The sequence below is a fragment of the Streptomyces sp. NPDC037401 genome (assembly GCF_055602345.1).
In genome coordinates this window covers 146,004-169,830 of the sequence record NZ_JBVJWO010000003.1, presented here as the reverse complement: position 1 = coordinate 169,830, position 23,827 = coordinate 146,004, and the positions used below count along the sequence as shown (strand labels likewise).

The window sequence follows — 23,827 nt, the reverse complement described above, 5'->3', positions numbered from 1 at the left end:
TTCATTCCCCCAGATCGAGAGTGAGTTTGGTGACGGCGAACGCCTCGGCGTAGCGCGCGTGGCATTCGATGCCGCGGATCCGTGCGAGGCCGAGGAAGGCCTCCCGGTCGTACCAGGGCCGGTGGCGCTGCGAGGGGTAGTGCTCCTGCAACAGCCGCACCTTCCGTTCGGCGATCTCCGGCGAGAGCGGCTGGTACGCCGTGGGGCGGCCGAGATCGCCGTCCCACTTGACGATCTCGTAGCCGAGTACGAGGTGGTCGCGGAACGCGGTCGGCAGCAGCTGCGCCAGGCCGCGGTGATCCTGGTGCGCGTCATCGGTGCGCGGGGCGAGGACGAGATCCGGCTCGGTCTGCCCGCGCAGTTCCTCGACCGCTGCCTTGGCTTCCTCCCAGTGCGCGGGCATCCGGCCGTCCGGCAGTTTGAGCACGGTCAGCCGCAGGTCGGCGCCCGGGCAGAAGGCGGCGAGCGCGGCCCGCTCCTCCTCCTCCCGCTCGCTGCCGCCGCCGGAGAGCACCAGCGCGTCGATACGGACACCCGGCCGCGCGAGGCACAGCGTGAGCAGCGTGCCGCCGGCGCCAATGGCGATGTCGTCGCAGTGCGCCCCCACCGCGACGAGCCGGTCCAGGCGCCCGGCCCCGAGCCGGATCACGCGGCCCCCGCCCCGGCGGCGTGCCTGCTGCCGGTCGCGCCGGCTCCCGCGCCGTCCCGTTCCCACACGGCCCACGGGCGGTCGCCCAGGGCGTAGGCGGCGTCGAGGGAGGCCCGTTCCTTCACGGTGTCGGTCGGCTTCCAGAAGCCGCGGTGCTGATGAGCCACCAGCCGGCCGCGTTTGGCCAGCTGTGCGCATCCGTCCGCAACCAGGTCCCCGTTCTCCGGTATGTGGTCGAAGACCTCCTGGCGGAGCACGAAGTAGCCGCCGTTCTCCCACAGCGGCAGTTCGCTCACCGGCGTGATGCCCCCCACCAGGCCGTCCTCGCCCAGGTCCACGCAGTGGAACGACGACTGCGGCGGTACCACCATCATCGACGCCCCGGCGTCACGCCGGGCGAACTGGTCGATCATCACCGGCAGCGGGGCGTCGGTGAGCACGTCGGCGTAGTTGGCGAGGAACATCTCGTCGCCGTCCAGGTGGTGCCGCACCCGGCGCAGCCGCTCTCCGATCGGCGACTCGATGCCGGTCTGCGCGAACGTGATCGTCCAGTCGGCGATGTCGGTGGAAAGGAGTTCGGTCCGCCCGCCCCGCAGCACGAAGTCGTTGGACGTCGTCTCCTCGTAGTTGAGGAAGAAGTCCTTGATGTGGTGGGCCCCGTACCCGAGGCACAGAATGAACTCCTTGTGCCCGAAGTGCGCGTAGTAGCGCATGACGTGCCAGATCAGCGGCCGGGGACCGACCATCGCCATCGGCTTGGGCACGTCGTCGGAGGCTCCGCTGCGCATCCGCATCCCGTAACCGCCGCAGAACAGTACGACCTTCATCGCTTGACCTCGACAATGCTCAGTTCCGGGATGGGGAAGACCAGCCGGCCGCCCCAGGCGTGCACGAAGGACAGCTGCTCGACCAGCTCGTCCCGCAGGTTCCACGGGAGGACGAGCACGTAGTCCGGTTCGTCGGCGGCTATCTGCTCGGGCGGCAGGATCGGGATGCGGGTGCCAGGGGTGAACCTGCCGTGCTTGTACGGGTTGCGGTCGACCGTGTACGGGAGCAGGTCGGGCCGGATGCCGCAGTGGTTGAGCAGGGTGTTGCCCTTGCCCGGGGCGCCGTAGCCGACGACCGTCTCGCCGCGCTCGGCCGCCTCGATGAGGAACCGCAGGAGGTCCCGGCGCACCTTGGCCACCCGGGCGGAGAACTCCGTGTACCCGGACAGCTCCTGCAGCCCGGCGGCCTTCTCCCGGTCCAGCACCTCGGCCACCCTCCGCGACGGCTCGCCGGCCACCTCGGCCGGCCGGGCCCACAGCCGGATGGAGCCGCCGTGCGTGGGCAGCAGCTCGACGTCCACGAGCGCGAGTCCGCCGCTCGCCAGCGCCCGGGCCGCGGACGCGACCGTGTAGTACTGGAAGTGCTCGTGGTAGATCGTGTCGTACTGGTTCTCCTCGATCAGGGTCAGCAGGTGCTGCACCTCGATGGAGACCCAGCCGTCGTCGGCGACCAGGGCGCGCAGCCCCCGGGTGAACCCGACCACGTCGGGGATGTGCGCGTACACGTTGTTGGCCACGACCAGGTCCGCCGGGCCGTGCTCGGCGCGGACGGCCGAGCCGGTGGCCGGGTCCAGGAACTCCGTGAGCGTGGGCACGCCCGCGTCCCGCGCCGCGGCGCCGACGTTCACCGACGGTTCGATGCCCAGGCAGCGGATCCCCCGGTCCACCACGTGCCTGAGCAGGTACCCGTCGTTGCTCGCGACCTCGACCACGAAGGCGTCCTTCGCTCCGGGGTCGAGACCCAGCCGCTGTACGGCGTCGGCGACGAACGTGCGTGCGTGCTCCACCCAGGAGGTCGAGTAGGAGGAGAAGTACGCGTACTCCTTGAACGTCTCCTCCGGAGTGATCAGCGGAGGGATCTGCGCGAGCCAGCAGTCGGTGCAGACCCGCAGGTGCAGCGGGTACGCCGGTTCCGGCCGGTCCAGTTGGTCCGCGGCGAGAAAGCTCTCGCACGGCGGGGTCGCCCCCAGGTCGACGACGCTCCCCATCGCCGCCGAGCCGCAGAGTCGGCATCGTGTCATCTACTGCCCCCATCCCTGCCCGCGCGGGTGCCCCGCCGCGAGCCAGCGTTTCCGTTTCCCTTTCCTGCCGGCGGCGCGCTGTCCGCGCCGCCGGACCGACCCGCGATCGCGGTGCGGTACCCCTCCACCAGGCGCTCCAGGCCGACGGCCGGGCTGAAGCCCTGCTCGTAACGGCGCCGGGCCGCCCGGCCCATCTCCTGGTTGCGGGCTTGCCCGGCCGTGATCCTGCGGATGCAGGACGCGAGCGAGGCGGGCTCGCCCGGCCGGTGCAGCAGCCCGGTCACCCCGTCCTCGACGAGTTCGACGAAGGCGCCGTGGCCCGCGGCGACGGCCGGGACCCCCGCCGCCATCGCCTCCACGACCACCAGGCCGAACGCCTCCAGCCACGTCGAGGGCGCCACCACGGCGACCGACCGCGCGACGGCCTGCCGGCACTGGTCCGGGTCGTACAGGCCGACGAACCGCACGTCGTCCCGGCCCGCCGCCCAGGCGGTCACCTCTCGCTCCAGCGGCCCCGCGCCGGCGACCACGAGCGGCACGCCCACACCGCCGCCGGCGGCGATCTCGTCCCACGCGGCCATGAGCAGCCGCACGCCCTTGGCCTCCGCGAGCCGGCCGAGGTAGAGCACGTGCTCCCCCGCGCCCGCTCGGCAGGTGCCGGGGTCGGGCACGAAGTTGTGCTTCACCGCCAGCCGTTCGGCCGGCATGCCGGACTCCACCAGGACGTCGCGCTGCGCCGCGGAGATGCAGAAGAACCGCTCCACGCCGGACCACCACCGCCGCCGGTTGACCGACAGGCTGACCGCGAGCGGCACCGTCGCCAGCCGGGAGTTCCGGTAGCAGCCGTGCCGCACGGCGGGCAGCGGCGCCGACCCGACGCACTCGGCGCACGGCCGGCCGTCCCGCTGCAGCGTGCCGGGCGGGCAGACCTGGGTGTAGTTGTGCAGTGTGGCGACGGCGGGCACGCCGGCGTCGGCGCAGGCGGCCAGCACCGCGGGCGACAGGAGCGGGAAGACGTTGTGTACGTGCACCACGTCCGGCCGCTCGGCGCGGAGCCGGGCGGCGAGCTCCGTGCGGACCGCCGGGTTCCACGGCACGAGCAGCGGCAGCGCGGCCTTGGACATCAGGGACCGGGCGGCGATGTCGTCGCTGCGTCGCTCGAACACCCCGACCCGGTGGCCGGCCTCGCGCAGCAGCCCCACCTCCTGGTCGACGACGTTGTTCTCCCCGCTCGGCTGCGCCGAGGCGTAGCGGTTGTGCACCACGAGAACGTGCATGCTCAGGTCACCTCCGATTTCCGGGCCCATTGCGGTATGCGCCGTCGGGGGACTTCGGGCGTCGAGAGGGGAGTGGCCGCGGCAGGTGCCGCCAGCAGCGAGGCGGCCACGGTCAGGTGCAGCAGGTACGGCGAGGCGTCGCCCAGCCCGGCCTCGGTGTACGACGCGATCGCGCAGTAGCTGATCAGGAAGATCGCGCAGGCCCGCTGCACCGAGGGCGGGCGCAGCAACGCGACACCGCCCAGCACGATGACGACCGCGGCCACGATGGCCGTGCCGGTCAGCCCCTGCTCGTGGTAAACGGCCAGCCAGCTGTTGTCGATCGGCAGCCCGCCGAAGGACTTGTCGCCCAGGCCCGCGCCGAACAGCTGCTCCGAGGTCGTCCGGGGGGCTGCCAGCAGGGCGTCCCAGACCTTGGCCCGACCGGTGAGGTTGGAGAAGTTCTCCTGGCTCTGCCCGCGCAGGAACCACGCCTGCAGCGCGGAGTTGAACGCCACCGCGGCCACCGTGGCGCACAGCACCGCCCAGGCGAAGAACCGGCGGGCGGTGGCGCTGGTCAGGACGAGCGAGCCGATCGCCAGCACGAGCCCGATGAGCAGGCCGAGCGTGGCCGTCCGGGTATGGGTCAGCGCGAGCAGGACGAGTGCCGGCACGATGACCAGCGCCGCGCTGCCCCTGTCGGTCCGGCGGCCCAGCACGAGCAGCACGGTGAGCCCGGTGATCACCGCGGCGTACTGTCCGATCTGCGGCGGGGTGAGCGGCCACAACGCGCCGACCAGCCGCCCGCCGTAGAGCTCGGGCATGGCCGCGCCCGGTGAGATGAGCAGCCCGGCGGCCACCGACGCGAGCACCGCGAAGTACAGCCGGACGTGGTGCCGGACGAACGTCGGGCTGCCGTCCCACCAGCGGCTGAGCAGCCACAGCGTGCCGACGAAGAGAGCCAGCCGGGTGCAGCGGAACAGCGCGCCGAACCCGGACTCCAGGTTCGCGCTGGAGATCACGCTCGGCACCAGCAGCAGGGTGAGCAGGAACAGGAAGGCGCTGGCCCGGATGCGCAGCCGGAGATTGAGGGCGAGCGCCAGCGTGAACGCGGCGACCAGCGCGCCCATGGTGACCATCTGGATGAGGGAGCGGGGCAGCGGGACGATGGTCTTCGCCCCGGTGGAGCCGAGCGTGTTGAGGATCAGCAGCCCCCAGACGATCCCGACGGTCTTCGGGGTGCGGCCTGTGAGGTCCGGGTGGTCCGTGGGGTCTGGGCGCATCTCAACCACCCGCCCGTGCGCGGAAGGTGCTGCCCGCGTCCTGCCGGTAGGGCGTGCCCTGCCACTGCCCGGAGTCGAGTTCCCGGCTCGGGTCGTGGGCGACGAAGCTCCACGGCCCGATGTAGACGTTGTCGTGCCAGCGGTTCTGCTGCTTGTGGGTGATCGCCTCGGCCACCGGTTCGCCCTTGTACGGCGACCAGTCCGGATAGGTGCCGTAGTTGGCCAGCACGGCCATGCGGCCGCACTTCACCGTGCACCCGACGACGGACGTGTCCAGCACGAAGCGGTTGCTGTGGATGTCCACCCGCTGGGTCTTCCACCGGCAGTCGGCGTAGAGCGGTGCGGCGGCGATCGCCGGCTGTGCGCAGCGGCCGGTGTCCTTCACCAGCAACGTGCAGTCACCGGACGAGGTGTTGGCCGGGCTGTTGCAGAACCGGTCGGCGTTTTCCCACAGGGTGACCCCGGACCAGTTGTTCTCCAGCACGTTCCGGTAGATCTCGATCTTGTCCGTGCGGGCCCGGATCCGTGGTTCGCCGCCGGACTCGGACAGGTAGACGGTCGCGAACGGGAAACTGTCGCCGCGGTCGGCCTTCCCGCGGCCCTCGACCCAGTTGTTCCGCCGGATCGTGTTCTTCCGGATGACGGCGTTGTAGCTGGTCTCGTAGATCAACGCGGCACCGTCGTTGGCCTCGAGCACGTTGTCCTCGATGCGGAAGTCGTTGTTGTTCGTGTCCGCCCACAACCCGGGGCCGCGGTTGTCGTGCACCCAGTTGCCGCGTACGTCCGCGCCGTTGACGGCCCAGAACTTGACGCCTCCGGTGCAGCCGCAGCCCGGCCGGCGCCGCTCCCAGTCGCCGGTGTTGTTGGCCGTGATCTCGTTGCCCTCGACCACCAGGCCGCTGATCGGGTCCCCGGCCTTGTACGCGTTCAGGCCGTACTGTCCGTTGCCGCGCAGGCAGCTGGCGCGGACCCGCTGGCGGGCACCGGCCATCAGCCCGGCGCCGGAGTTGTTCTGGATCGTCGCGTGCTCGATCACCCACCCGTCGGCCGAGTCGTGATTGACCACGCCCTCGTTGTGCGGCGCGACGAAACCCTGCACGGTCAGGTAGCGGATGGCGACCTCGCCGGCGGCACCGCCGAACGCGTACTGGTTGGTCTTCCGGCCGTCGAGCACCGCGCCCGGCGCTCCGAGGTAGCTGTTCCCCTCCTTGGGGACGACCTGGGCGTAGCGGTCGGGTGCGAGCCGGTGCGTCCCCGGCCGGAGCCAGAACGTGGTGTTCGGTGGGCTGCTCCTGGTCTTCGCGGCCAGGTCGCCGACCACCGCGGGGTCGACCGTCACCGCGCCCGCCGGCGGCTTCGCCGGCCCGGCCGCGGGCTCGGCGCACACCCGGGCCACGGACGTGGAGGGCGCCCCGGACGCGGAGGGCGTACCGGTCGGCTCCGCCGGGGCGTCCGACGCACTCGTACAGCCGGTCGCCGCCAGCAGGACCAGCGCCAGCGGTGCCGCCGGCAACGCCCAGTGCCGCCTCTTTATCACCACACCCCCCTAGCCGCCGAACCTGAGTACGGTGGTGAACTCCCCCGACAGCGCACCGCCGTCGGCGGTGCCGATCAGCGTCGTGGCGGGTTCCTTGCGTCCGAAGCCGGCGGAGTACCAGCCCAGCGGCGGGTCGGTCTCGCCGCGATGCGCCCGCCAGGACAGCCGAGCGGGCAGGTCGAGCACGGCGGAGCGGTCCTCGCCGTCCCGGGTCCAGGTGAGCACCGCCCGGTTCCCCACCAGGTCCGCGGCGATCGCCGGGCCGAGGTGGAACGCCAGGCGCACGGCCCGGTGCGGGCCGCGCACCTCGTCGACCACCCGCAGCTCCCGGCTCGCGGCGGTCAGTTCCACCCGGCGGCGGTGCACGGAGCGCTGGTAACCGTCGTGCTCGGCGCACCAGCGGGCCGTCCCCCCGGCGGAACCGCCGGATGTGTCCGCGACCAGGACGCGGCTGCGGGCATGCCGGGTCCACAGGAACGGGCCGCCGGAGACGGACTGGTCACCGCCGTCCAGTTGCAGGGTGTTGTGGCCGAGGGTCGACCGGAAGTACTGCCGCCACTCGGGCTGCCCGTGGTAGCAGAACGTCCCCGGGTCGGCGAGCACGTCGACCCCGTCGTGCCGGACCTCCACGGACAGCGCGTCCGCGTGGGCGTGCGCGGCGATGGACAGGAACCCGTGCGGACCGGCGTCGCAGCGGCACCAGATCTCCGCCGCACCGCGCAGGATGGTCATGCCCGCGTCGGCGAAGTGGTCCGGCCGGCCGGCCGGGCGGGTCACGGCCGGCGCGGTGGGCCGGATGAGCGCGGCCAGCAGCGGGGTGCGCACATCGGTGCCGGTCACCGCCGGCCACCAGGCGAGCCGGCCGAACACCGCGTCCCCGGTGGCCAGCAGCGAGGCCCAGCGGTCGGTGCCCGCGCCGTCCACGACCAGACCGTGCCCGTCGTCCGCGTCTCCCTGGCGCGGCGGCCGTAACCGGTCGTCCACGACGGCCGCGAGCGCGTCGGTCATCCGCAGCAGCACCAGCCGGACCGGTGCGGGGACCGGCACACCGGCGGCATCCGCCTCGGCCACCGCGGCCAGGCCGAGCTCCAGCACGAGTCCGTGGTACTCGGTGGCCAGCTCGCGGTTGAGGCCGGAACCGAAGGTGTTGCTCCGCAGATGCCGCTCCAGGGACCGCAGTGCACCGGCCCGCCAGCGCGCCGAGGAGGGGAACCAGCCGAACGCGCAGGCTGCGGCGAACTGCCCGGCGGCCTCGGCGATGACGTGGTTGTTCGCCGAGGACCCCCGGCTGGGGAAGGCGGCCAGCCAGCGCTGGTGGTGCCAGATCTGGTTCAGCGCCACCGGGTTGCCCTCGAACAGCCCGGCCGCGCCCGGCCAGCCGTCGAGCAGCCGGCGGACCCACACCCAGGACAGCAGCCGGACGCCCAGCTCGATGCCGCTGATCCAGTGCACGCCGCGCAGCGGCGGGTTGGCCGCCCACCACGACCGCAGGTGCTCGGCCACGCGCTCGGCGTACTGCTCGTTCCCGGTGATCGCGTAGGCGGCGGCGAGCACGGTGAGGTACTGGTGCCGGGACAGCTCCCAGATCTGCTTGACGTCTCCGACCGCGTCCTCGCTCCGGTACGGCACGTCGAAGGCGTAACCGGACGGAGCCCGGCGCCCGGTCTTCGGGTCGTACCACCAGTCCGGGTCGGCCAGGTCGTCGCGGTCCACCCCGAAGTACCCGGCGTGCCCGGCCATCAGCCGGTCCGCCTCGGCGATGAGGCGTTTCGCGGCGTCCGGCGGCACTGCGGCGACCGTCCCGGCGGGCAGTACCGCGGTGAACCGGGCGCCGGTGACGCCCGGGCAGTCCGGCAGCGCCGACCGCCACCGCCGCCTGCGCACCGCGTCGCCCACCCGGCCGCCGACCTCCCGCGGTCCCATCCGGGACAGCCGCCGCAGGTACCAGCCCGCGCCCATGCTCATCGTGCCCTCGCCAACTCCACCGGCGCGCCTGCGGCCAGGCCGGCCTGCACGGCGAGGGTGGCCGCCGTGGTGGCGACCAGCGACTCCAGCGGCACCGGCATCGGCCCGCCGGTCCGCACGGCCCTGATGAACGCGGCCAGTTCGGCGTTCTGCCCCTTGTCCCGGGCCTTGGGCAGCCGCGAGCTGACCCACCGCTTCTGCCCGTACACCGAAGCGCGGACGAAGTCGTCGAGCCGCAGCACCTTGCCGTCCGCGACCAGGTCCAGCGTCTCCTTGGGGAAGCCGGCCGCGCCGGTGGTGACGTAGCTGATGGTGGCGGTGGACCCGTCGGGGTAGCGCAGCACGACCTGCACGTCCTCGTTGCCGGGCGCGGCGACCGCGTACACCGAGACCGGGTCGGCCCCGATCAGCCAGCTCGCCGTGTCGATGAAGTGCCCGCCCTCGCCGGCGAACCGCGAGCCCTCGGTGCCCTGCCGGAGGTACCAGCTGCCGTGCTGCAGCCGCCCCGCGTTGACCAGGTAGCGCAGGCTCGCAGGACCGGTCCTGGCGCCGAACCGCTTCCCGGCCTCCTGGAGCAGCGGAGCGAACCGGCGGTTGAAGCCCACCTGCAGGCGGTCGTTGCCCGACTCCTCCACCGCCGCGAGCACACCGGCCAGCTCGTCCTCGGTGAGGGCAAGGGGCTTCTCCACGAAGACCGTCTTGCCGGCCAGCAGCGCCTTGCGGGTCAGATCGGCGTGCGAGCTGTGCCGGGTGACCACGAACACCGCGTCGATCGACGGGTCGCCGAGCGCGGCGTCGAGATCGGTGGTCGCCCGGGCGAAGCCGAACTTCCGCTGTGCGTTGGCCGCGGACAGCGCCGTCGTGGTGACGACCGTCGACAACGCGACGCCGTCGCGCTCCGCCAGGTGCGGCAGCAGCATCGACGTCGCGTAGTTCCCCGCGCCGACGAACGCCAGCCGCACCGGCGCGTGGGCGGGCCGGGCCGGGGTGGACGCCCCGCTGCCGCGCCGCACCGCGGGCACGGTCAGGGGAGCCGGGGCCGCCGCTCCCCCCTTCTGCCCGGGGTACCGGAACAGTACGGCCACAGCCTTCAAGTCGCCGTCCTTCAGGCTCCGATACGTCTCCACGGCGTCGTCGAAGTCGGCGACGCGGGAGACCAGGGGCTCCACGTCGACGCGGCCGCGGGCGAGGAGATCGAGGAAGCACGCCAGGTTGCGGCGCTCGGTCCAGCGCACGTAGCCGATCGGGTAGTCCCGCCCCTCGATCTCGTACTCCGGGTCGTAGCGCCCGGGGCCGTACGAACGGGAGAACCGGACGTCGAGCTCCTTCTCGTAGTACGCGTTCCACGGCAGGTCCAGGCGGCACTTGCCGATGTCGACGACCCGCCCGCGGTCCCTGCAGAGCCGGGCGGCCAGCTCGACGGGCTCGTTGCTGCCGCCGCCGGCGGCCAGGTACACCTGGTCCACGCCGTGCCCGCCGGTGAGCTCGGTGACGGCGGCCTCCACGGCCGCGGACGCGGGATCGCCGCAGGCCGCGGCGCCCAGGCGCTCGGCGAGCTCGCAGCGCGCCGGGTCGGGGTCGACGCCGACGACGCGGACGCCCGATGCGGTGAGGAGCTGAGCCACCAGCTGACCGATCAGCCCGAGACCGATGACCAGGGCCACCTCGCCGAGCTGCGGCTCGCCCTGGCGTACGCCCTGCATCGCGATCGACCCGACGGTGCCGAAGGCCGCGTGCTGCGGCGCGAGGCCGTCCGGCACCGGGGTGTAGAGGTTCTTCGGCACCCAGTTCAACTCGGCGTGCAGCGCCTGCTCGTTGCCGGCGCACGCCACCAGGTCGCCGGCCTTCACGTCGTCGATCCCGGCGCCGACCTGCTCGACCACCCCGCACAGCGAGTAGCCGAGCGGCGTGTAGGAGTCCAGCTTGCCCATCACCTTGCGGTAGGTGGCGGGGACCCCGTTGGTGGCCACGCTCTGCATGACCTTGGCCACCTGGTCGGGCCGGGAGCGGGCCTTGCCCAGCATCGACATGCCGGCCTCGGACACCTTCATGAGCTCGGTCCCGGTGGATATCAGCGAGTAGGCGGTACGGACCAGCACACCGCCCGGCTTGCACCCCGGCACCGGCACGTCGAGCACCGCCAGCTCGCCGCTCTTGTAGTTCTGAACAACCTGTTTCACCGAGCTCCCCTTGTTTCTGCGCTTTCTGCGCTGTCAAGCCGCCTGGCTCTGGCCCGAGCCAGAGGTCGCGCCGCGGTACCAGTACTCGAGGGTCAGCACATGCCACAGATGCTTGGAGAAGTCCCGCTGCCCGGCGGCGTCCTCGGCGACCATGCGCGCCAGCGCGTCGCGGCGCAGGAACCCGGAATTGACGAGCACGCCGTCGTGCACCACCTCGCGCACCAGCGGTGCCAGATCCCGGCTCATCCAGGCGCGCAGCGGGGCGCTGAACAGGCCCTTGGGCCGGTACACGATCTCCCGTGGCAGGACCGAGGAGGCCGCCTCCTTGAGGACGGCCTTGCCCTGCCGCCCGACGATCTTGCGATCGCCGGGCACGGCGAACGCCGCCCTGACCACCTCGACGTCCACGTACGGCACCCGCACCTCGGTCGACGCGGCCATGCTCGACCGGTCCGTGTAGGCGAGGTTCAGGCCCGGAAGGAACATCCGGGCGTCGCCCAGGCACATGCGGTTGACGAAGTCGTCGAGGTCGTTGTCCTGGTAGACGTCCGCGTGCTCGGTCAGCACGTCCTCGACCGTACCGGCCAGGTCCGGGTCGATCAGCGCGAGCAGCTCGTCCTGGTCGTACATGGTGTAGCTGCGCCGGAACGCGGTCTCCTCCGGCAGATCGGCGAAGGACAGGAACCGCTTCGCGAACCGCACCGACCGGTACCCGCGGCGGGCCGTGGCGACCGGCAGCCGGTCCACGGCGCCGGACAGCCCGCGCCGCAGGGGCCGCGGGACGCGCTGGTAGCGCAGCGCGAGCAGGTTGGCCAGGTGCTTGCGGTACCCGGCGAACAGCTCGTCGGCGCCCATCCCCGAGAGCATCACCTTGACCCCGGCCTCCCGGGCGGCCGAGCAGATCAGGAAGGTGTTGATCGCGGCGGGGTCGCCGATCGGCTCGTCCAGGTGGTACGTCATCTGCGGCAGCAGGTCGAGCACGTTCGGAGCGATCTCGATCTCGTGCAGGTCGACGCCGAACCGCTCGGCCACCTGCCGGGCGTAGCGGAGGTCGTCCGGCATCGCCTCGAACCTGGCGTCCTCGGCGCGGAAGCCGATCGTGTAAGCGGAGATGCCGGGCCGGTCGCGGGCCGCCAGCGCGGTCAGGTAGCTGGAGTCCAGCCCGCCGGAGAGGAAGGTCGCCACGGGTACGTCCGACAGCAGGTGGCGTCGGGTCGACTCCTCGACGATGGCGGCGATGTCCGGCCGATCACCGCTCTGCGCCCGTTCCCGGCCCTCGGCGGCGACGTCCTTCAGGTGCCAGAACCGGCCGCGCTCCACCCGGCCGTCGGGCCGGCACCGGAGCCAGCTCCCCGGCGGCAGCTTCTCCGCCTCGCGGAACGCACAGCGCGAGTCCGGCACCCAGTAGTACAGCAGCGAGGCCACCAGCGCCGCATGGTCCACCTGCAGCGACCCGCCGGTGGCGGCGGCGAGCGCCTTGAGCTCGGAGGCGAACACCAGGCCCCCGCCGCGCCGGAGCAGGAACAGCGGCTTGATGCCGAGCTGGTCGCGGGCGAGCACCAGCTCACCGGTCCGCTCGTCGAAGATCCCGAACGCGAACATGCCGCGCAGCCGGGGCAGACAGTCCGTGCCCCAGCGCCGCCAGGCCTCAAGGAGCACCTCGGTGTCGGAGGTTCCGCGGAAGCGCACCCCGGCGGCCGCCAGTTCGGCCCGCAGCTCCGGCGCGTTGTACAGCTCGCCGTTGTACGTCAGGGCGAGGCCGTCGGAGACCATCGGCTGGGCGCCGGTCTCGGACAGGTCGATGATGGCCAGCCGCCGGTGCCCGAGGTGCACTTCGCCGTCACCGGCGGCGTGGCCGTACCGGCCCGCCCCGTCCGGACCGCGGTGCGCCAGGGTATCCGTGAGCCGGTCGGTCACTGCCTTCCCGTCCGGCCATCGGTACGTGCCTGCGATACCACACATGTCCTACCGCACCTCCTGGTCGCTGTCCGGGACTCGCGCCCATGACGGGCGCTCCGTCTGCGGCCGGCCCGTCCCGTTCTGCCGGGCCGGCGGCTCGTTGCGGCCGCGCAGCGCGGTGTCCAGCCCGTCCCACAGCGTGCCGTCGGTCCGGTCACGCGGATCGGGGTCGATCAGAACCACACCGAGCACCGGAATGCGCAGGTCCGCGAGCTGCCGCGCCACGGTGTGCAGCCATGCGGCGCTGCCGTGCCCGGCACGTACGACGAGCACGGTCCGCGTACCGAGGTACTGGAGGTCGGTCCACGCCGCGCCGGGCGCCACCGAGCCGACGCCGATCCGGCGTTCGTGATGCGACCCGGCCGCGGCACGCTCGCCGCTGACCACGGTGGGGTCGCCCGGCTTCGGGCGGCGGTTGGCGAGCGGCAGGCCGGGCAGACCGTCGACGATCACCACCGGCCCCTCCTCCGCCAGTGCACCGGCGAGGTCCAGGGCGATCCCCGTCGTGCTGCGGGCACAGCCCAGTTCCAGCAGTGACACCGGCTCCGCGGAGCCGCGTACGGTGCGGGCCAGGGTCGTGGTGAGCCGTGTCCGTGCCGCCCGGGTCCGTCGGCGCTGCCACAGCCCGGCCGGCCGGCGGGGCGTGCGGCGCAGCTCCGCGATGACCGAGGCGCCGAGGTTCGCCGCGATCTCCCGGCGCAGCACGGGGCGGTCCGCCACCACCGCGCCGACCGCAGCCACCGCGAGCCCGAGGACGAGCCCGAGGACGAGCCCGATCGCGGCGTTGGTGCCGGCGGTCCTGGGCAGGGAGTGCCGCACCGCGCGCGGGGCGTCCACGATCTGTGTGCCGGCGACGAGCTGGGGCGTGCCGATGCGCGCCTCCGCGGCCCGCCGGCCGAAATCGGTGATCCGCGAGGTCAGTTCGGCCCGGCGGGCGAAGAGCGACTCCATGGTCGCCGACGCCTTCGGCCCGCTGTCCGGCGGTCCGTCTCCGATCGCCTTGTCGACCTGGGCGAGTTCGTCCCGCATGCGGTCACGCTGGGCGAGCAGGGCCTTGGCCTCGGCGGTCGCGGCTTCCTGTATCCGCTTCACATGGTCCGCGACGAACGCTTCGGCCAGCGCCTCGGCCCGGGCCACCGCTTCCGCGTCGCTGTCACCCGTCACATCGATCTGCAGCAGGTTGTTGGTCAAGCCGATACCCCCGTAGTCCTGCATGAAGTCCTCTGGCTTTTCCGGGGACCCGAGGGACCGGAGGGCGTGACGCGCGATCCGCGTGGTGTGCAGCAGCGCGACGTCGGTGCGGATCAGCGTTCCGGGGTCGTTCGGCTGGTCCGCCTGGTGCGCGACCAGCACCTTGGTCACCGCGGCCGGCGGCTGCGGCATGAGGACCGCCACCGCCGCGCCGGCCAGCAGCCCCAGCAGCGCCAGGGACAACCAGAGGCGGCGGCGCCTGCGCACCGCGACCACCAGCGCCTGCAGGTCCAGCAGCGGAGCGGCGGCCGGAGACTCCGCAGTCGTGCTCGTCGTCACACCGAACCTCGCCTCGCGTCGTCGCCCACCGCGAGCGCCGGCGCGGCGCCCTCCGGAGCAGGGCCGGCAGACCGCGCCGGACGGGCCCTGACCGTGCCGGCGAGGACGGTGCCGACGAGCTCGTACCGGGCGTCGGCACACGCCTCGGCGATGCCGGCGAGCTCCGCTGCGGTCCAGCTGCCCGCGCTGAGCACGACCAGCGCACCGGACTCGTCGTCGCGGTCCGGCACCAGCGGCCGGGACACCGAAACCCCCACCACCCGCAGCACGGGGTTTCCCCTGCCGGAAGAGCTCGGGGAAGGATCGCTCCCGGCCTCGGCGACGAGCTGCCCGGCGGCCCGGCGGGCGATCTCGTCGCCGTCGGGGACGACGACCAGCAGCCCCCGGGAGGCCGGCAGCCGGTCCCGGAGGCGGGCGCACACCCGCCGGTAGCGGATCTGCCGGCCGGGCTCGTCGCCTGAGGCCTGCGGGGCCGGTACGTCCCACCGGATGTCGACGCCCAGCAGCCGGCGGATCCGGGCCCGTGCGCCACGGTCCTCCGGCCGGTGCGCGGGCCCCTCCTCGGGTACGTCGACGGTACCCAGCAGCGCCGCGCCCAGCGCCGCGGCGATCTCCGGCTCGGTGCGCAGCCGGCGACTCATCCGTGCGGCGGTGAGATGGCCGATGACCGCGAGCAGGAAGAACAACAGCGCCCCGCCGACGACGAGCTGCGTCCGCGTCGGCGGTGCCTCGCCGTCCGGCCGGGCCGCCGGGCCCATGACGACCATGTTGGCCTTGGTGGCAGCCGGGTCGGCCTGGTCCAGCTTGTTGACGGCCGCCTGCAGTGCGGTGCGCAGCTTCGCGAGCTCGGTGCGGGTCTGCACGCTCTCCACGGTCCGCCCCGGATCGGCGGCCTCGGCCAGATCGGTGATGCGGCGGTTGGTCTGCACCACCATCTCCCGCAGCGCCTCGGGTCCCGCCGCCGCTTCGGGGTCGGTGTTGTCTCCCGCGATCCTCGCGGCGAACGCGACGAACTGCCGGGCCACCTGGTCGGAGAGTTGCTGTGCGCGCTCCGGGGTGTCGGCCGTACCCGAGATCCTGACGATGTTCCCGTCGGCGGCCTTGGCGCTCACCCGGTCCCGCAGCTCGCCGCCGCCGACCCCGGTCCAGCCGAGCGTGGCGGCCGCGCGGTCGACCACCACCGAACTGGCCGCGATCTCCGCCTGGGTCAGCAGCTCGCGCTCCTCCCACGCCCCCGGCAGCAGTACCGATGCCGACGTCGTGTAACGCGGTGGCAGCAGCAGCGAGGTGCCGTAGCCGACGAGCGCACCCACCACGGCGAGGATGGTGAGGAGCCGCCGGCGCCGACCGATGATCCGACCGATCGTGACCAGGCGTATCGTGTCATCGCTCAACGGAGCGGTCTCCTCCTTGCCCGTCCCGTCCGGCCACCGGCACCGGAGCGCGGCCACGGCAGGCCGCGGCGTAGGCGGCGAGCAGCGACGCCTGCGAGTTCCGCCAGGAGAGCGGCCCGTTGATCCGTTCCTGGCCGATCTTGCCCATCTGGGCCCGCTTCTCCGGATCGTCCAGCAGCAGCGCGATGAGCCCGGCGAACTCGCCCTCGTCGTTGGCGGGCGCGTAGACGGCCGCGTCGCCGGCGGAGACCCGGGCCTCCCGGAGGTCGAACGAGACGATCGGCCGGCCCATCACCATGTACTCCAGGACCTTGTTCATGGTCGACACGTCGTTGAGCGGGTTGCGCGGGTCGGGGGAGAGGCACACGTCCGCGGTGGACAGGTAGCGCGCCAGGTCGGCGTCCGGAATGCGCCCGGTGAACTGCACCTGCTCCGAGAGCCCGAGCTGCCGGGACAGCTCCACCATCGCGTCGAAGGTGTCGCCCCCGCCGACGAACACCGCGTGCCAGTCGGTCCGCCCGAGCTCGTCACGCAGCTTCGCGAGGGCACGCAAGGCGTAGTCGACGCCGTCCTGCGGGCCCATGACGCCGAGGTAGCACAGCAGATGGGGCTTGCCGCGCTTCAGCTCCGGCTCGGGCGGCACCGGCTTGAACCGGTCGGTGTCGGGCGCGCTGCGCACCACGAAGACGTCTTCCGGCCGCCGGCGGCCACGGCGCAGCGCGACGTCCCGGTAGCTCTCGTTCGTGGCGAGCACGACGTCCGCGGTCCGGTAGGTCAGCCGTTCCAGCGCGAGCACGGCGCGGTAGAGCAGGTCCTTGCCGCGGTCGAACCGGGAGAGGTACAGCTCGGGCACCAGGTCGTGCTGGTCGAAGACGAACCGAGTCCCGCGCCGCTTCAGCCACAGCGCGGGCAGGAACAGCAGGTCCGGCGGGTTGCAGGCGTGGACCACGTGGACGGGGCCGACCTTGCGGGCCAGCCGGAACGTGTGCCACAGCGCCGTTCCGTACTCCTGCGCGAAGCCGGCCGGCCCTCCGGTGGCCGCGCGCAACGGATAGCGGTGGATCCGCACCCCGTCGATCACCGCCTCCGGTTCGGTGTCCCGCTTCTCCCCCCGGGGGCAGATGACGTGCACCTCCCAGCCCGCGTCGCGCAGCGTCGTGCACTCCTGCCACACCCGCCGGTCGAACGGCACGGACAGGTTCTCCACCAGGATCAGCGCGCGACGGGCCGGCCCGCCGCCGCTGGTCGTGTCATCAAACGCCGCGTCACCAAGCAAGGCCCATGTACCCCGGTTCGGCCCGGCGCGCCTCGGCGTCGGGAAGGCGGATGAGGTCGACGATCACCGGGCCGTAGCCACGGGGCGGCAACGCGGACAGCACGGCCGGATCCCCGGTCCCGACCAGGCACACCTCGGCATGCTCGAGTACCTCTCCCACGGAGTCCGTGAGCAGCTGCGCGAGGTGCGGCAGCCGGGTCTCGATGTACTCGCGGTTCGCGCCGAGCAGCCGGGAGAGGTTCACGTTGGGGTCGTAGATCCGCAGGTCGTAACCCTTGCCGAAGAGCCTCTCCGCCAGCTCGACGAGCGGACTCTCGCGGAGGTCGTCGGTGCCGGGTTTGAAGGACAGCCCGAACAGGCCCACCCGGCGTTTGCCGGTGCGCTCGACCAGCTCCACCGCGCGCTGCAGGTGTTCGGAGTTGGAGGGCAGCACGTGGGCGAGGATGGGCACCGAAACGTCGGCCTGCCGCGCCGCGTGGACCAGGCTGCGCAGGTCCTTGGGCAGGCAGGAGCCTCCGAAGGCGAACCCGGGCCGGAGGTAGGCGGGGCTGATGTTCAGCTTGCGGTCGGCGAGGAAGACGTCCATCACCTGGTGAGAGTCCACCCCGAGCGCCTGGCACACGGCGCCCAGCTCGTTCGCGAAGCCGATCTTGAGGCCGTGGAACGCGTTGTCCGCGTATTTGATCGCCTCGGCCGTCGGGACCGGCACCCGGAACACCTCACCGGGCACTCCTTCGTACAGCGCCGCCACCACGTCGCCGCTGGCCGGGTCGAGTTCGCCGATGACGGTCTTGGGCGGGTCGAAGAAGTCCCGCACGCTCGTGCCCTCGCGCAGGAACTCCGGGTTGACCGCGACCCCGAAGTCCACCCCGGCCGTGCCGCCGGTGTACTTCTCCAGGATCGGAGTCAGCAGGTTCAGGCACGTGCCAGGGAGCATGGTGCTGCGGAACACGACGGTGTGCCGCCCACTGCGCCCACTGAGATCCGTCACCGCGGCACCGATCTGCTCGGTGACCCGTTCCAGGTACGTGGTGCACAGGCTGCCGTTGGGCTCCGACGGCGTGCCCACGCAGACCAGCGACACCTCGCTGTTCATGATCGCCTCGCGGACGTCGCCGGTGGCGCGCAACGCCCCGGTCCGCACGACCTCGGCGATGAGCTCGCCGATCCGCTCCTCGACCACCGGGGCCTTGCCGTCGTTGACCAGGTCGACCTTCACCTGGTTCACGTCCACCCCGATGACCTCGTGGCCCAGGCTGGCCAGGCACGCGGCCGACACGCAGCCCACGTACCCGAGTCCTAAGACGCTGACCTTCATGATCCGTTCCTCCCCCCGGGCAGGCCCTTCTGGCCTGCCGTCCGCGAGCCGACCGGACGACGCTCCCCGCGCATCAGTAGGCCCCCTGCCCCTGAAGCACCGCACGCAGGGTCTTCCACAAAATCACCGTGTCGAGGGCGAGCGACCAGTCCTCCACGTACCGCAGGTCCAGCCGGACGGCCTCCTCCCACGGCAGGTCGCTGCGTCCGCTGATCTGCCACAGGCCGGTGAGCCCGGGCTTGACCAGCAGCCGCCGCCGGATGTCCGGGTCGTACGCAGCGCACTCCTCGGGCAGCGGAGGCCGCGGACCGACGAGCGACATCGATCCGGTGAGCACGTTGAAGAGCTGCGGGAGCTCGTCGATCGAGTACCGGCGCAGCACCGCTCCCACCCGGGTCACCCGCGGATCCCGGCGGAGTTTGAACAGCGGGCCGGCGCCCTCGTTGCGGTCGGCCAGCTCGGCACGTGCCCCGCAGGCCCCGGCGACCATGGTGCGGAACTTGAAGATGGTGAACTCGCGGCCGTCCTTGCCGACCCTGCGCTGGCGGTACAGCGCCCCACCCCGGCTGTCCGCCAGCACGACCGCCCCGACGAGCACCATCAGCGGCGCGAACAGCATCAGCAGGACCGCCGCGCCCATCCGGTCGACGACCTCTTTGACCGCCCGGCGGCCCCCGGTGAAGGCCGGCATGCTGACCCGCAGCAGAGGGATCCCGAGCACCGCGTCGACGTGCAGCCGCGGGCCGGCCACCTCCATCAGCACGGGGGCCACGACCATTTCGGCATCGCTGCCTTCGAGGTTCCAGGCCAGCCGCTGCAGCCGGTCCGGTGACCAGTGCGGGTCCGGTGTGACGGCGACGACGCGGTAGCCGTCGCGGCGGACGTGGCCCGCGACCGCCGTCAGCCGGCCGACGACCGGCACCCCGTCCAGTCGGTCACCGTCGAACCCGAGACCATCCGGCGTGCACACCGCCTCCACCCGCCAGCCGAGGTGCGGGAACTTGCGGGTCCGCGTGATCAGGTCGCGCACGGTGGCCGGGCTCCCGGCGGCGAGCACCGGGCGCAGGCACCGCCCTTCCTGCCGCTGCTTGTGCAGCCGGAGGCGCAGTACGTATCGCGCGGTCATGGTGACGAGCGCGATCGCCGGGATCGCGACGAAGATCCAGAGCTTGATGTTGCGCGAGGTGAGGGCGATCCCGCCGAGCGCCAGTACGACGGCCGCCGTGAACAGAGAGCGTCCGAGCCGGCGGAATTCCTCGGCGCCCTGGCCGAGTACGGCCGGTGCCCACGCCCGGCTCACGGCGAGTGCTCCCAGCACCAGCAGCTCGGTGCCGAAGGCGAGAATTCCCCACTTCTCGTGCCAGTTGGCCGCGTCCCTGGCCCCGAAGAAGACGCCGATCGCCGCCACCACGAAGGCGGTGGCCACCGTATCGCCGGCGATGACGGTCCGGCGGTACCGCTGCTCCCAGTCGATTGCAGGCCGATTGATTTTCCCGTTCGCCGGCCGCCCACGCGTCGCCGGAAACGGGCTGACTAACTCCCTCTGCTGCACAGGACCCCCCCAGGTCGACAGCGGTTCGGCGAATTCGCCTCACACTGTTTACTCCCTCGGGAGACGCCACGCTCCCGAGAATGGCCTACCGGCTATTGCAGCACTACGTGAACCCCGCTCAGGCGGAAGCGGACTCGCATTTTCTATCAGAGTTTCGAGGTGCGCGGGAACCCGTTGAATTCCGGATGCTTCGCGCGCCCCCCCGGGCTCCAGGAATTGATCACTTCAACGTCCGGCATCGAGGGAGCGGCCGTAGGCCGTCCCTGGTGCGGGACCCATAGATCATTATTTGTCGGCTCGTGTCCAGGCATCTGAAGCACGTGTCAATCTAGAGCATCGGGGCCCGTCCGGAGGGGGGATGTGTGCAATTTGCGGTCAAGTTGCGAAGACGGATCCACGACGGGCGGATCGCCTGCGGGTGCCATGACGGCGCAGACGGGCCGTGTGACCTGCGATGACGGGAGTTCTCCGGGCTGTCGGCACCGGCAGCCCGGAGGGGTCCCGGCGCGGTCGGTCGGGCCGCGCTCGGGTCCGTGCGGCTCCGCCCCCTCCCCCTCCCCGGTGGCGCCGTGCGGCGGGGTGCCCGCCGGGCGCGTGAGAGGAGGGACCCCGCCGCTCCGGTCCGGCGGAGCTCTGCGCGTGCTGGAATTTCCCGCAGCCTTCCGGTGCGTTCGCAACTTCTGCCGGAAGACGGCTGGCCGAAATGAACCGAGGATTACCTGCCGGGAACCAGTTGAGGGGCCGGAACGCGGGAATCCTTGGCGTCGAATTCACGACGCGCAGGATCATCCCGAGTGTTTACCGGCGCGTACTCGGCGGCGGGCCCGCGGACGACGGACGACGGACTTCGGTGGGCTAGAAGAAGCCCAGCTTCTTCGGGGAGTAGCTGACCAGGAGGTTCTTCGTCTGCTGGTAGTGGTCCAGCATCATCTTGTGGGTTTCGCGCCCGATGCCCGACTGCTTGTAGCCGCCGAAGGCCGCGTGGGCCGGGTAGGCGTGGTAGCAGTTGGTCCAGACGCGGCCGGCCTGGATCGCGCGGCCCGCGCGGTACGCCGTGTTGATGTCGCGGGTCCAGACGCCGGCGCCGAGGCCGTACGCCGTGTCGTTGGCGATCCGGATGGCGTCCTCGAAGTCCTGGAACGACGTCACCGAGACCACCGGGCCGAAGATCTCCTCCTGGAAGACCCGCATGCGGTTGTCGCCCTCGAAGATCGTCGGCTGGACGTAGTAGCCGCCCGCCAGCTCGCCGTCGTACTCGACCTGCTGACCGCCCGTCAGGATCGTGGCTCCCTCCTTCTGGCCTATCTCCAGGTACGAGAGGACCTTCTTCAGCTGCTCCTGGGAGGCCTGGGCGCCGATCATCGTTTCCGTGTCCAGCGGGTGCCCGGGGACGATCAGTTCGGTGCGGGCGACCGCCGCGTCGAGGAAGTCGCCGTAGCGGCCGCGCTCGATCAGCGCGCGGGAGGGACACGTGCACACCTCGCCCTGGTTGAGGGCGAACATCGTGAAACCCTCCAGCGCCTTGTCGCGCAGGTCGTCGTCGACCGCCCACACGTCGTCGAAGAAGATGTTCGGGCTCTTGCCGCCCAGTTCGAGGGTCACGGGCTTCAGGTGCTCCGCCGCGTACTGCATGATCAGGCGGCCGGTGGCGGTCTCCCCGGTGAAGGCGATCTTGGCCACGCGGGGGCTGGAGGCGAGGGGCTTGCCCGCCTCCTCGCCGAAGCCGTTGACGATGTTGACGACACCGGGCGGCAGCAGGTCCGCCACCAGGCTCAGCCAGAAGTGCACGGAGGCCGGGGTCTGTTCGGCGGGCTTGAGGACGACGGCGTTGCCCGCGGCGAGGGCCGGAGCCAGCTTCCAGACCGCCATGAGGATCGGGAAGTTCCACGGGATGATCTGCGCGACCACGCCGAGCGGCTCGTGGAAGTGGTAGGCGACCGTGTCGTCGTCGACCTCGCTCAGCGCGCCCTCCTGGGCCCGCACCGCACCCGCGAAGTAGCGGAAGTGGTCGACGGCGAGCGGGATGTCGGCGGCCAGGGTCTCCCGGACGGGCTTGCCGTTCTCCCAGCTCTCCGCGACCGCGAGCCGCTCCAGGTTCTCTTCCATGCGGTCGGCGATGCGCAGCAGGATCGTGGCGCGCTCGGCGGCAGGCACCCGGCCCCAGCCGGGGGCGGCGGCGTGGGCGGCGTCCAGGGCGCGTTCGACGTCCTCGGCGGTACCGCGGGCGACCTCGGTGAAGGGCCGGCCGTTCACGGGGGAGGGGTTCTCGAAGTACTGCCCCCTGGCGGGCGGTACGTACTGCCCGCCGATCCAGTGGTCGTAGCGGGACTCGTAGGACATGATCGAGCCTTCGCTGCCGGGCGCTGCGTAACGGGTCATCCCTGTGTCCTCCCGGTGAGGGCGCGGTCCGTGCCGGACTGCGCTCGGCGCGAGGCTAGGAGCGGGTACGTTGCGCGCACGTTGCGGAGCCCCGGCGCCCGGCCCGGATGCGCGGCTCAGCCGCGCAGTTCCGCGTCGAGGCCGCGGACGCGGGCCAGGGCGCCGCCCCTGCGGTCGGGCGGCAGGGACGCGGCGAGCGCCCGCCACACGACGAGGTCGTCCTCGCCCCACGGGCTGTAGGCCCAGTCGGTGAGCAGTCCGGGATCGGCGCGGGCGAGGAGCGCGGCGCGCAGCTGGTCTTCGAGCCGTCCGCGCAGCCGGACGACCTCGGGCGCCGTGGAGGAGGGCAGCAGCGGGCCCTGGTAGCCGGCGAGGGCGGCGGAGGTGGCGCCCAGTGCCAGGTGGCGGGTGACGTCCGCGAAGTCCGTGGCCACCGGCGCGGCCAGCCGGTAGGGGCGGGACAGGAGGGCGCCGGGCTCGAGGAGCGCGCGCAGGCGTGACATTTCAGCGCGCAATGTCACAGGTGACACTGACTCGTCCTCGTACAGCCCGATCAGCAGCTCGTCACCGCTGAGCCCGCCCGGATGCCGCGACAGCAGCACCAGGATCTCGCTGTGCCGGCGCCCCAGCCGGACCTCCCGGCCACCGGTGGCGAACACGGCCTCGTCCCGGCCCAGCGCCGACAGCCCGTCCGGCGCGGGCGGGCCCGGAGCCAGCAGTGCCAGCTGCGACTCCGCGGCCCGGGCGACGGCCTGTACGAACGCCAGCGAGTGCGGATGCGCCAGCCCCTCGCCGCCCGTGACGTCGACCGCCCCGAGCAGCCGCCCGGTCCGCGGTTCGTGCACCGGAGCCGCAGCGCAGGTCCACGGGTGCACCCGCCTGCTGAAGTGCTCGGCGCCGAAGACCTGGACGGGCCGGTCCACGGCCACGGCCGTGCCGGGCGCATTGGTCCCCATCGCCGACTCCGCCCAGCGGGCCCCGGGCACGAACCCCAGCCCGTCCGCCCGGTGGCGCGTGGCCGCGTGCCCCTCCACCCACATCAGCCGGCCCTGCGCGTCGCACACCGCGAGCAGGTGCTCCCCGTCCGCGGCGAACGCGCCCATCAGCTCGCGGAACAGCGGCATCACCCGGGCCAGCGGATGCTGCTCCCGGTAGGCCCGGAGTTCGCCTTCGGGCAGTTCCACCCGCGCACTGCACTCCGGGCTGATCCGCGCCCGCGCGCAGCGCCGCCACGACTCCGCGACGACCGGCCGCACCCGGGCTTCGACACGCCCCTCCGCGGTGAAGGTCCGATGAGCCCGGCGCAGCTCCCGCTGCCGCTCGGCCGGATCGGCCCCGGCCGGCAGCGCCACCCACGGTTCGCCCAACTCGCCCTCCCGGCCCGGCCTTCACCCCCGCGCGGGCCCCGTCCCACCCCGGCGCGCCCCCATCGTCGTACCGGCAGGGAGGGGCGGCAAGCGTCCCGTCGGCCAGCGTGCGGC

At 72.4% G+C, this 23,827-nt stretch carries 16 protein-coding genes; all 16 read right to left on the bottom strand.

Features of this window, described 5'->3' with window-relative positions; translation table 11 throughout:
* Nucleotide 1: 1 nt before the first annotated feature.
* The 16 genes from ACZ7H1_RS03675 to ACZ7H1_RS03600 all read right to left on the bottom strand — a co-directional run bounded on the left by ACZ7H1_RS03675 (nucleotide 2) and on the right by ACZ7H1_RS03600 (nucleotide 23,713).
* Complete coding sequence (locus ACZ7H1_RS03675) at nucleotides 2–649, bottom strand: PIG-L deacetylase family protein (protein WP_470783391.1); 648 nt, start codon at nucleotides 647–649, stop codon at nucleotides 2–4.
* On the bottom strand, nucleotides 646–1,476 hold the full coding sequence (locus tag ACZ7H1_RS03670; RefSeq protein WP_470783389.1) for a glycosyltransferase family protein: 831 nt from the start codon (nucleotides 1,474–1,476) through the stop codon (nucleotides 646–648). The genes ACZ7H1_RS03675 and ACZ7H1_RS03670 overlap by 4 nt, the downstream gene beginning before the upstream one ends.
* The gene (locus tag ACZ7H1_RS03665) at nucleotides 1,473–2,717 is read right to left on the bottom strand and encodes a class I SAM-dependent methyltransferase (protein ID WP_470783387.1); all 1,245 of its coding nucleotides are present in this window, start codon (nucleotides 2,715–2,717) and stop codon (nucleotides 1,473–1,475) included. The genes ACZ7H1_RS03670 and ACZ7H1_RS03665 overlap by 4 nt, the downstream gene beginning before the upstream one ends.
* Entirely contained in the window at nucleotides 2,714–3,994 is a 1,281-nt protein-coding gene (locus ACZ7H1_RS03660; RefSeq protein WP_470783386.1) for a glycosyltransferase, read from the bottom strand. The genes ACZ7H1_RS03665 and ACZ7H1_RS03660 overlap by 4 nt, the downstream gene beginning before the upstream one ends.
* A 2-nt stretch (nucleotides 3,995–3,996) precedes the next feature.
* Entirely contained in the window at nucleotides 3,997–5,256 is a 1,260-nt protein-coding gene (locus ACZ7H1_RS03655; protein WP_470783384.1) for an O-antigen ligase domain-containing protein, read from the bottom strand.
* A gap of 1 nt (nucleotide 5,257) precedes the next feature.
* Nucleotides 5,258–6,796, bottom strand: a complete 1,539-nt coding sequence (locus tag ACZ7H1_RS03650) for a right-handed parallel beta-helix repeat-containing protein (protein ID WP_470783383.1) — start codon at nucleotides 6,794–6,796, stop codon at nucleotides 5,258–5,260.
* A 6-nt stretch (nucleotides 6,797–6,802) separates the two neighbouring features.
* Complete coding sequence (locus tag ACZ7H1_RS03645) at nucleotides 6,803–8,758, bottom strand: heparinase II/III family protein (protein ID WP_470783381.1); 1,956 nt, start codon at nucleotides 8,756–8,758, stop codon at nucleotides 6,803–6,805.
* Nucleotides 8,755–10,938, bottom strand: coding sequence for a bi-domain-containing oxidoreductase (locus ACZ7H1_RS03640; protein ID WP_470783379.1), 2,184 nt, complete (start codon nucleotides 10,936–10,938; stop codon nucleotides 8,755–8,757). Before ACZ7H1_RS03640 ends, ACZ7H1_RS03645 begins: the two co-directional genes overlap by 4 nt.
* A 33-nt stretch (nucleotides 10,939–10,971) precedes the next feature.
* Nucleotides 10,972–12,900 (bottom strand): asparagine synthase (glutamine-hydrolyzing), encoded by a 1,929-nt coding sequence (asnB, locus tag ACZ7H1_RS03635; RefSeq protein WP_470783377.1) that lies wholly within the window; start codon nucleotides 12,898–12,900, stop codon nucleotides 10,972–10,974.
* Between the two features lie 3 nt (nucleotides 12,901–12,903).
* Entirely contained in the window at nucleotides 12,904–14,427 is a 1,524-nt protein-coding gene (locus ACZ7H1_RS03630) for a Wzz/FepE/Etk N-terminal domain-containing protein (protein ID WP_470783376.1), read from the bottom strand.
* Complete coding sequence (locus ACZ7H1_RS03625; protein ID WP_470783374.1) at nucleotides 14,424–15,821, bottom strand: Wzz/FepE/Etk N-terminal domain-containing protein; 1,398 nt, start codon at nucleotides 15,819–15,821, stop codon at nucleotides 14,424–14,426. The genes ACZ7H1_RS03630 and ACZ7H1_RS03625 overlap by 4 nt, the downstream gene beginning before the upstream one ends.
* Complete coding sequence (locus ACZ7H1_RS03620) at nucleotides 15,811–17,097, bottom strand: glycosyltransferase family 4 protein (protein ID WP_470783372.1); 1,287 nt, start codon at nucleotides 17,095–17,097, stop codon at nucleotides 15,811–15,813. The genes ACZ7H1_RS03625 and ACZ7H1_RS03620 overlap by 11 nt, the downstream gene beginning before the upstream one ends.
* A complete protein-coding gene (locus ACZ7H1_RS03615; protein WP_470783370.1) occupies nucleotides 17,087–18,415 on the bottom strand; it encodes a nucleotide sugar dehydrogenase in 1,329 nt (442 codons plus the stop codon). Before ACZ7H1_RS03615 ends, ACZ7H1_RS03620 begins: the two co-directional genes overlap by 11 nt.
* 73 nt (nucleotides 18,416–18,488) lie before the next feature.
* The gene (locus ACZ7H1_RS03610) at nucleotides 18,489–19,967 is read right to left on the bottom strand and encodes a sugar transferase (protein WP_470783368.1); all 1,479 of its coding nucleotides are present in this window, start codon (nucleotides 19,965–19,967) and stop codon (nucleotides 18,489–18,491) included.
* A gap of 855 nt (nucleotides 19,968–20,822) precedes the next feature.
* On the bottom strand, nucleotides 20,823–22,346 hold the full coding sequence (gene exaC, locus ACZ7H1_RS03605) for an acetaldehyde dehydrogenase ExaC (protein ID WP_470783366.1): 1,524 nt from the start codon (nucleotides 22,344–22,346) through the stop codon (nucleotides 20,823–20,825).
* A gap of 116 nt (nucleotides 22,347–22,462) precedes the next feature.
* On the bottom strand, nucleotides 22,463–23,713 hold the full coding sequence (locus tag ACZ7H1_RS03600; RefSeq protein WP_470783364.1) for a GAF domain-containing protein: 1,251 nt from the start codon (nucleotides 23,711–23,713) through the stop codon (nucleotides 22,463–22,465).
* Nucleotides 23,714–23,827 lie beyond the last annotated feature (114 nt).

Excerpts from the sequence above, each read along its gene's own strand:
- ACZ7H1_RS03670 (WP_470783389.1), bottom strand. The coding sequence starts at position 1,476 with ATGAAGGTCGTACTGTTCTGCGGCGGTTACGGGATGCGGATGCGCAGC.
- ACZ7H1_RS03665 (WP_470783387.1), bottom strand. The coding sequence starts at position 2,717 with ATGACACGATGCCGACTCTGCGGCTCGGCGGCGATGGGGAGCGTCGTC.
- ACZ7H1_RS03660 (WP_470783386.1), bottom strand. The coding sequence starts at position 3,994 with ATGCACGTTCTCGTGGTGCACAACCGCTACGCCTCGGCGCAGCCGAGC.
- ACZ7H1_RS03655 (WP_470783384.1), bottom strand. The coding sequence starts at position 5,256 with ATGCGCCCAGACCCCACGGACCACCCGGACCTCACAGGCCGCACCCCG.
- ACZ7H1_RS03645 (WP_470783381.1), bottom strand. The coding sequence starts at position 8,758 with ATGAGCATGGGCGCGGGCTGGTACCTGCGGCGGCTGTCCCGGATGGGA.
- asnB (WP_470783377.1), bottom strand. The coding sequence starts at position 12,900 with ATGTGTGGTATCGCAGGCACGTACCGATGGCCGGACGGGAAGGCAGTG.
- ACZ7H1_RS03615 (WP_470783370.1), bottom strand. The coding sequence starts at position 18,415 with ATGAAGGTCAGCGTCTTAGGACTCGGGTACGTGGGCTGCGTGTCGGCC.
- exaC (WP_470783366.1), bottom strand. The coding sequence starts at position 22,346 with ATGACCCGTTACGCAGCGCCCGGCAGCGAAGGCTCGATCATGTCCTAC.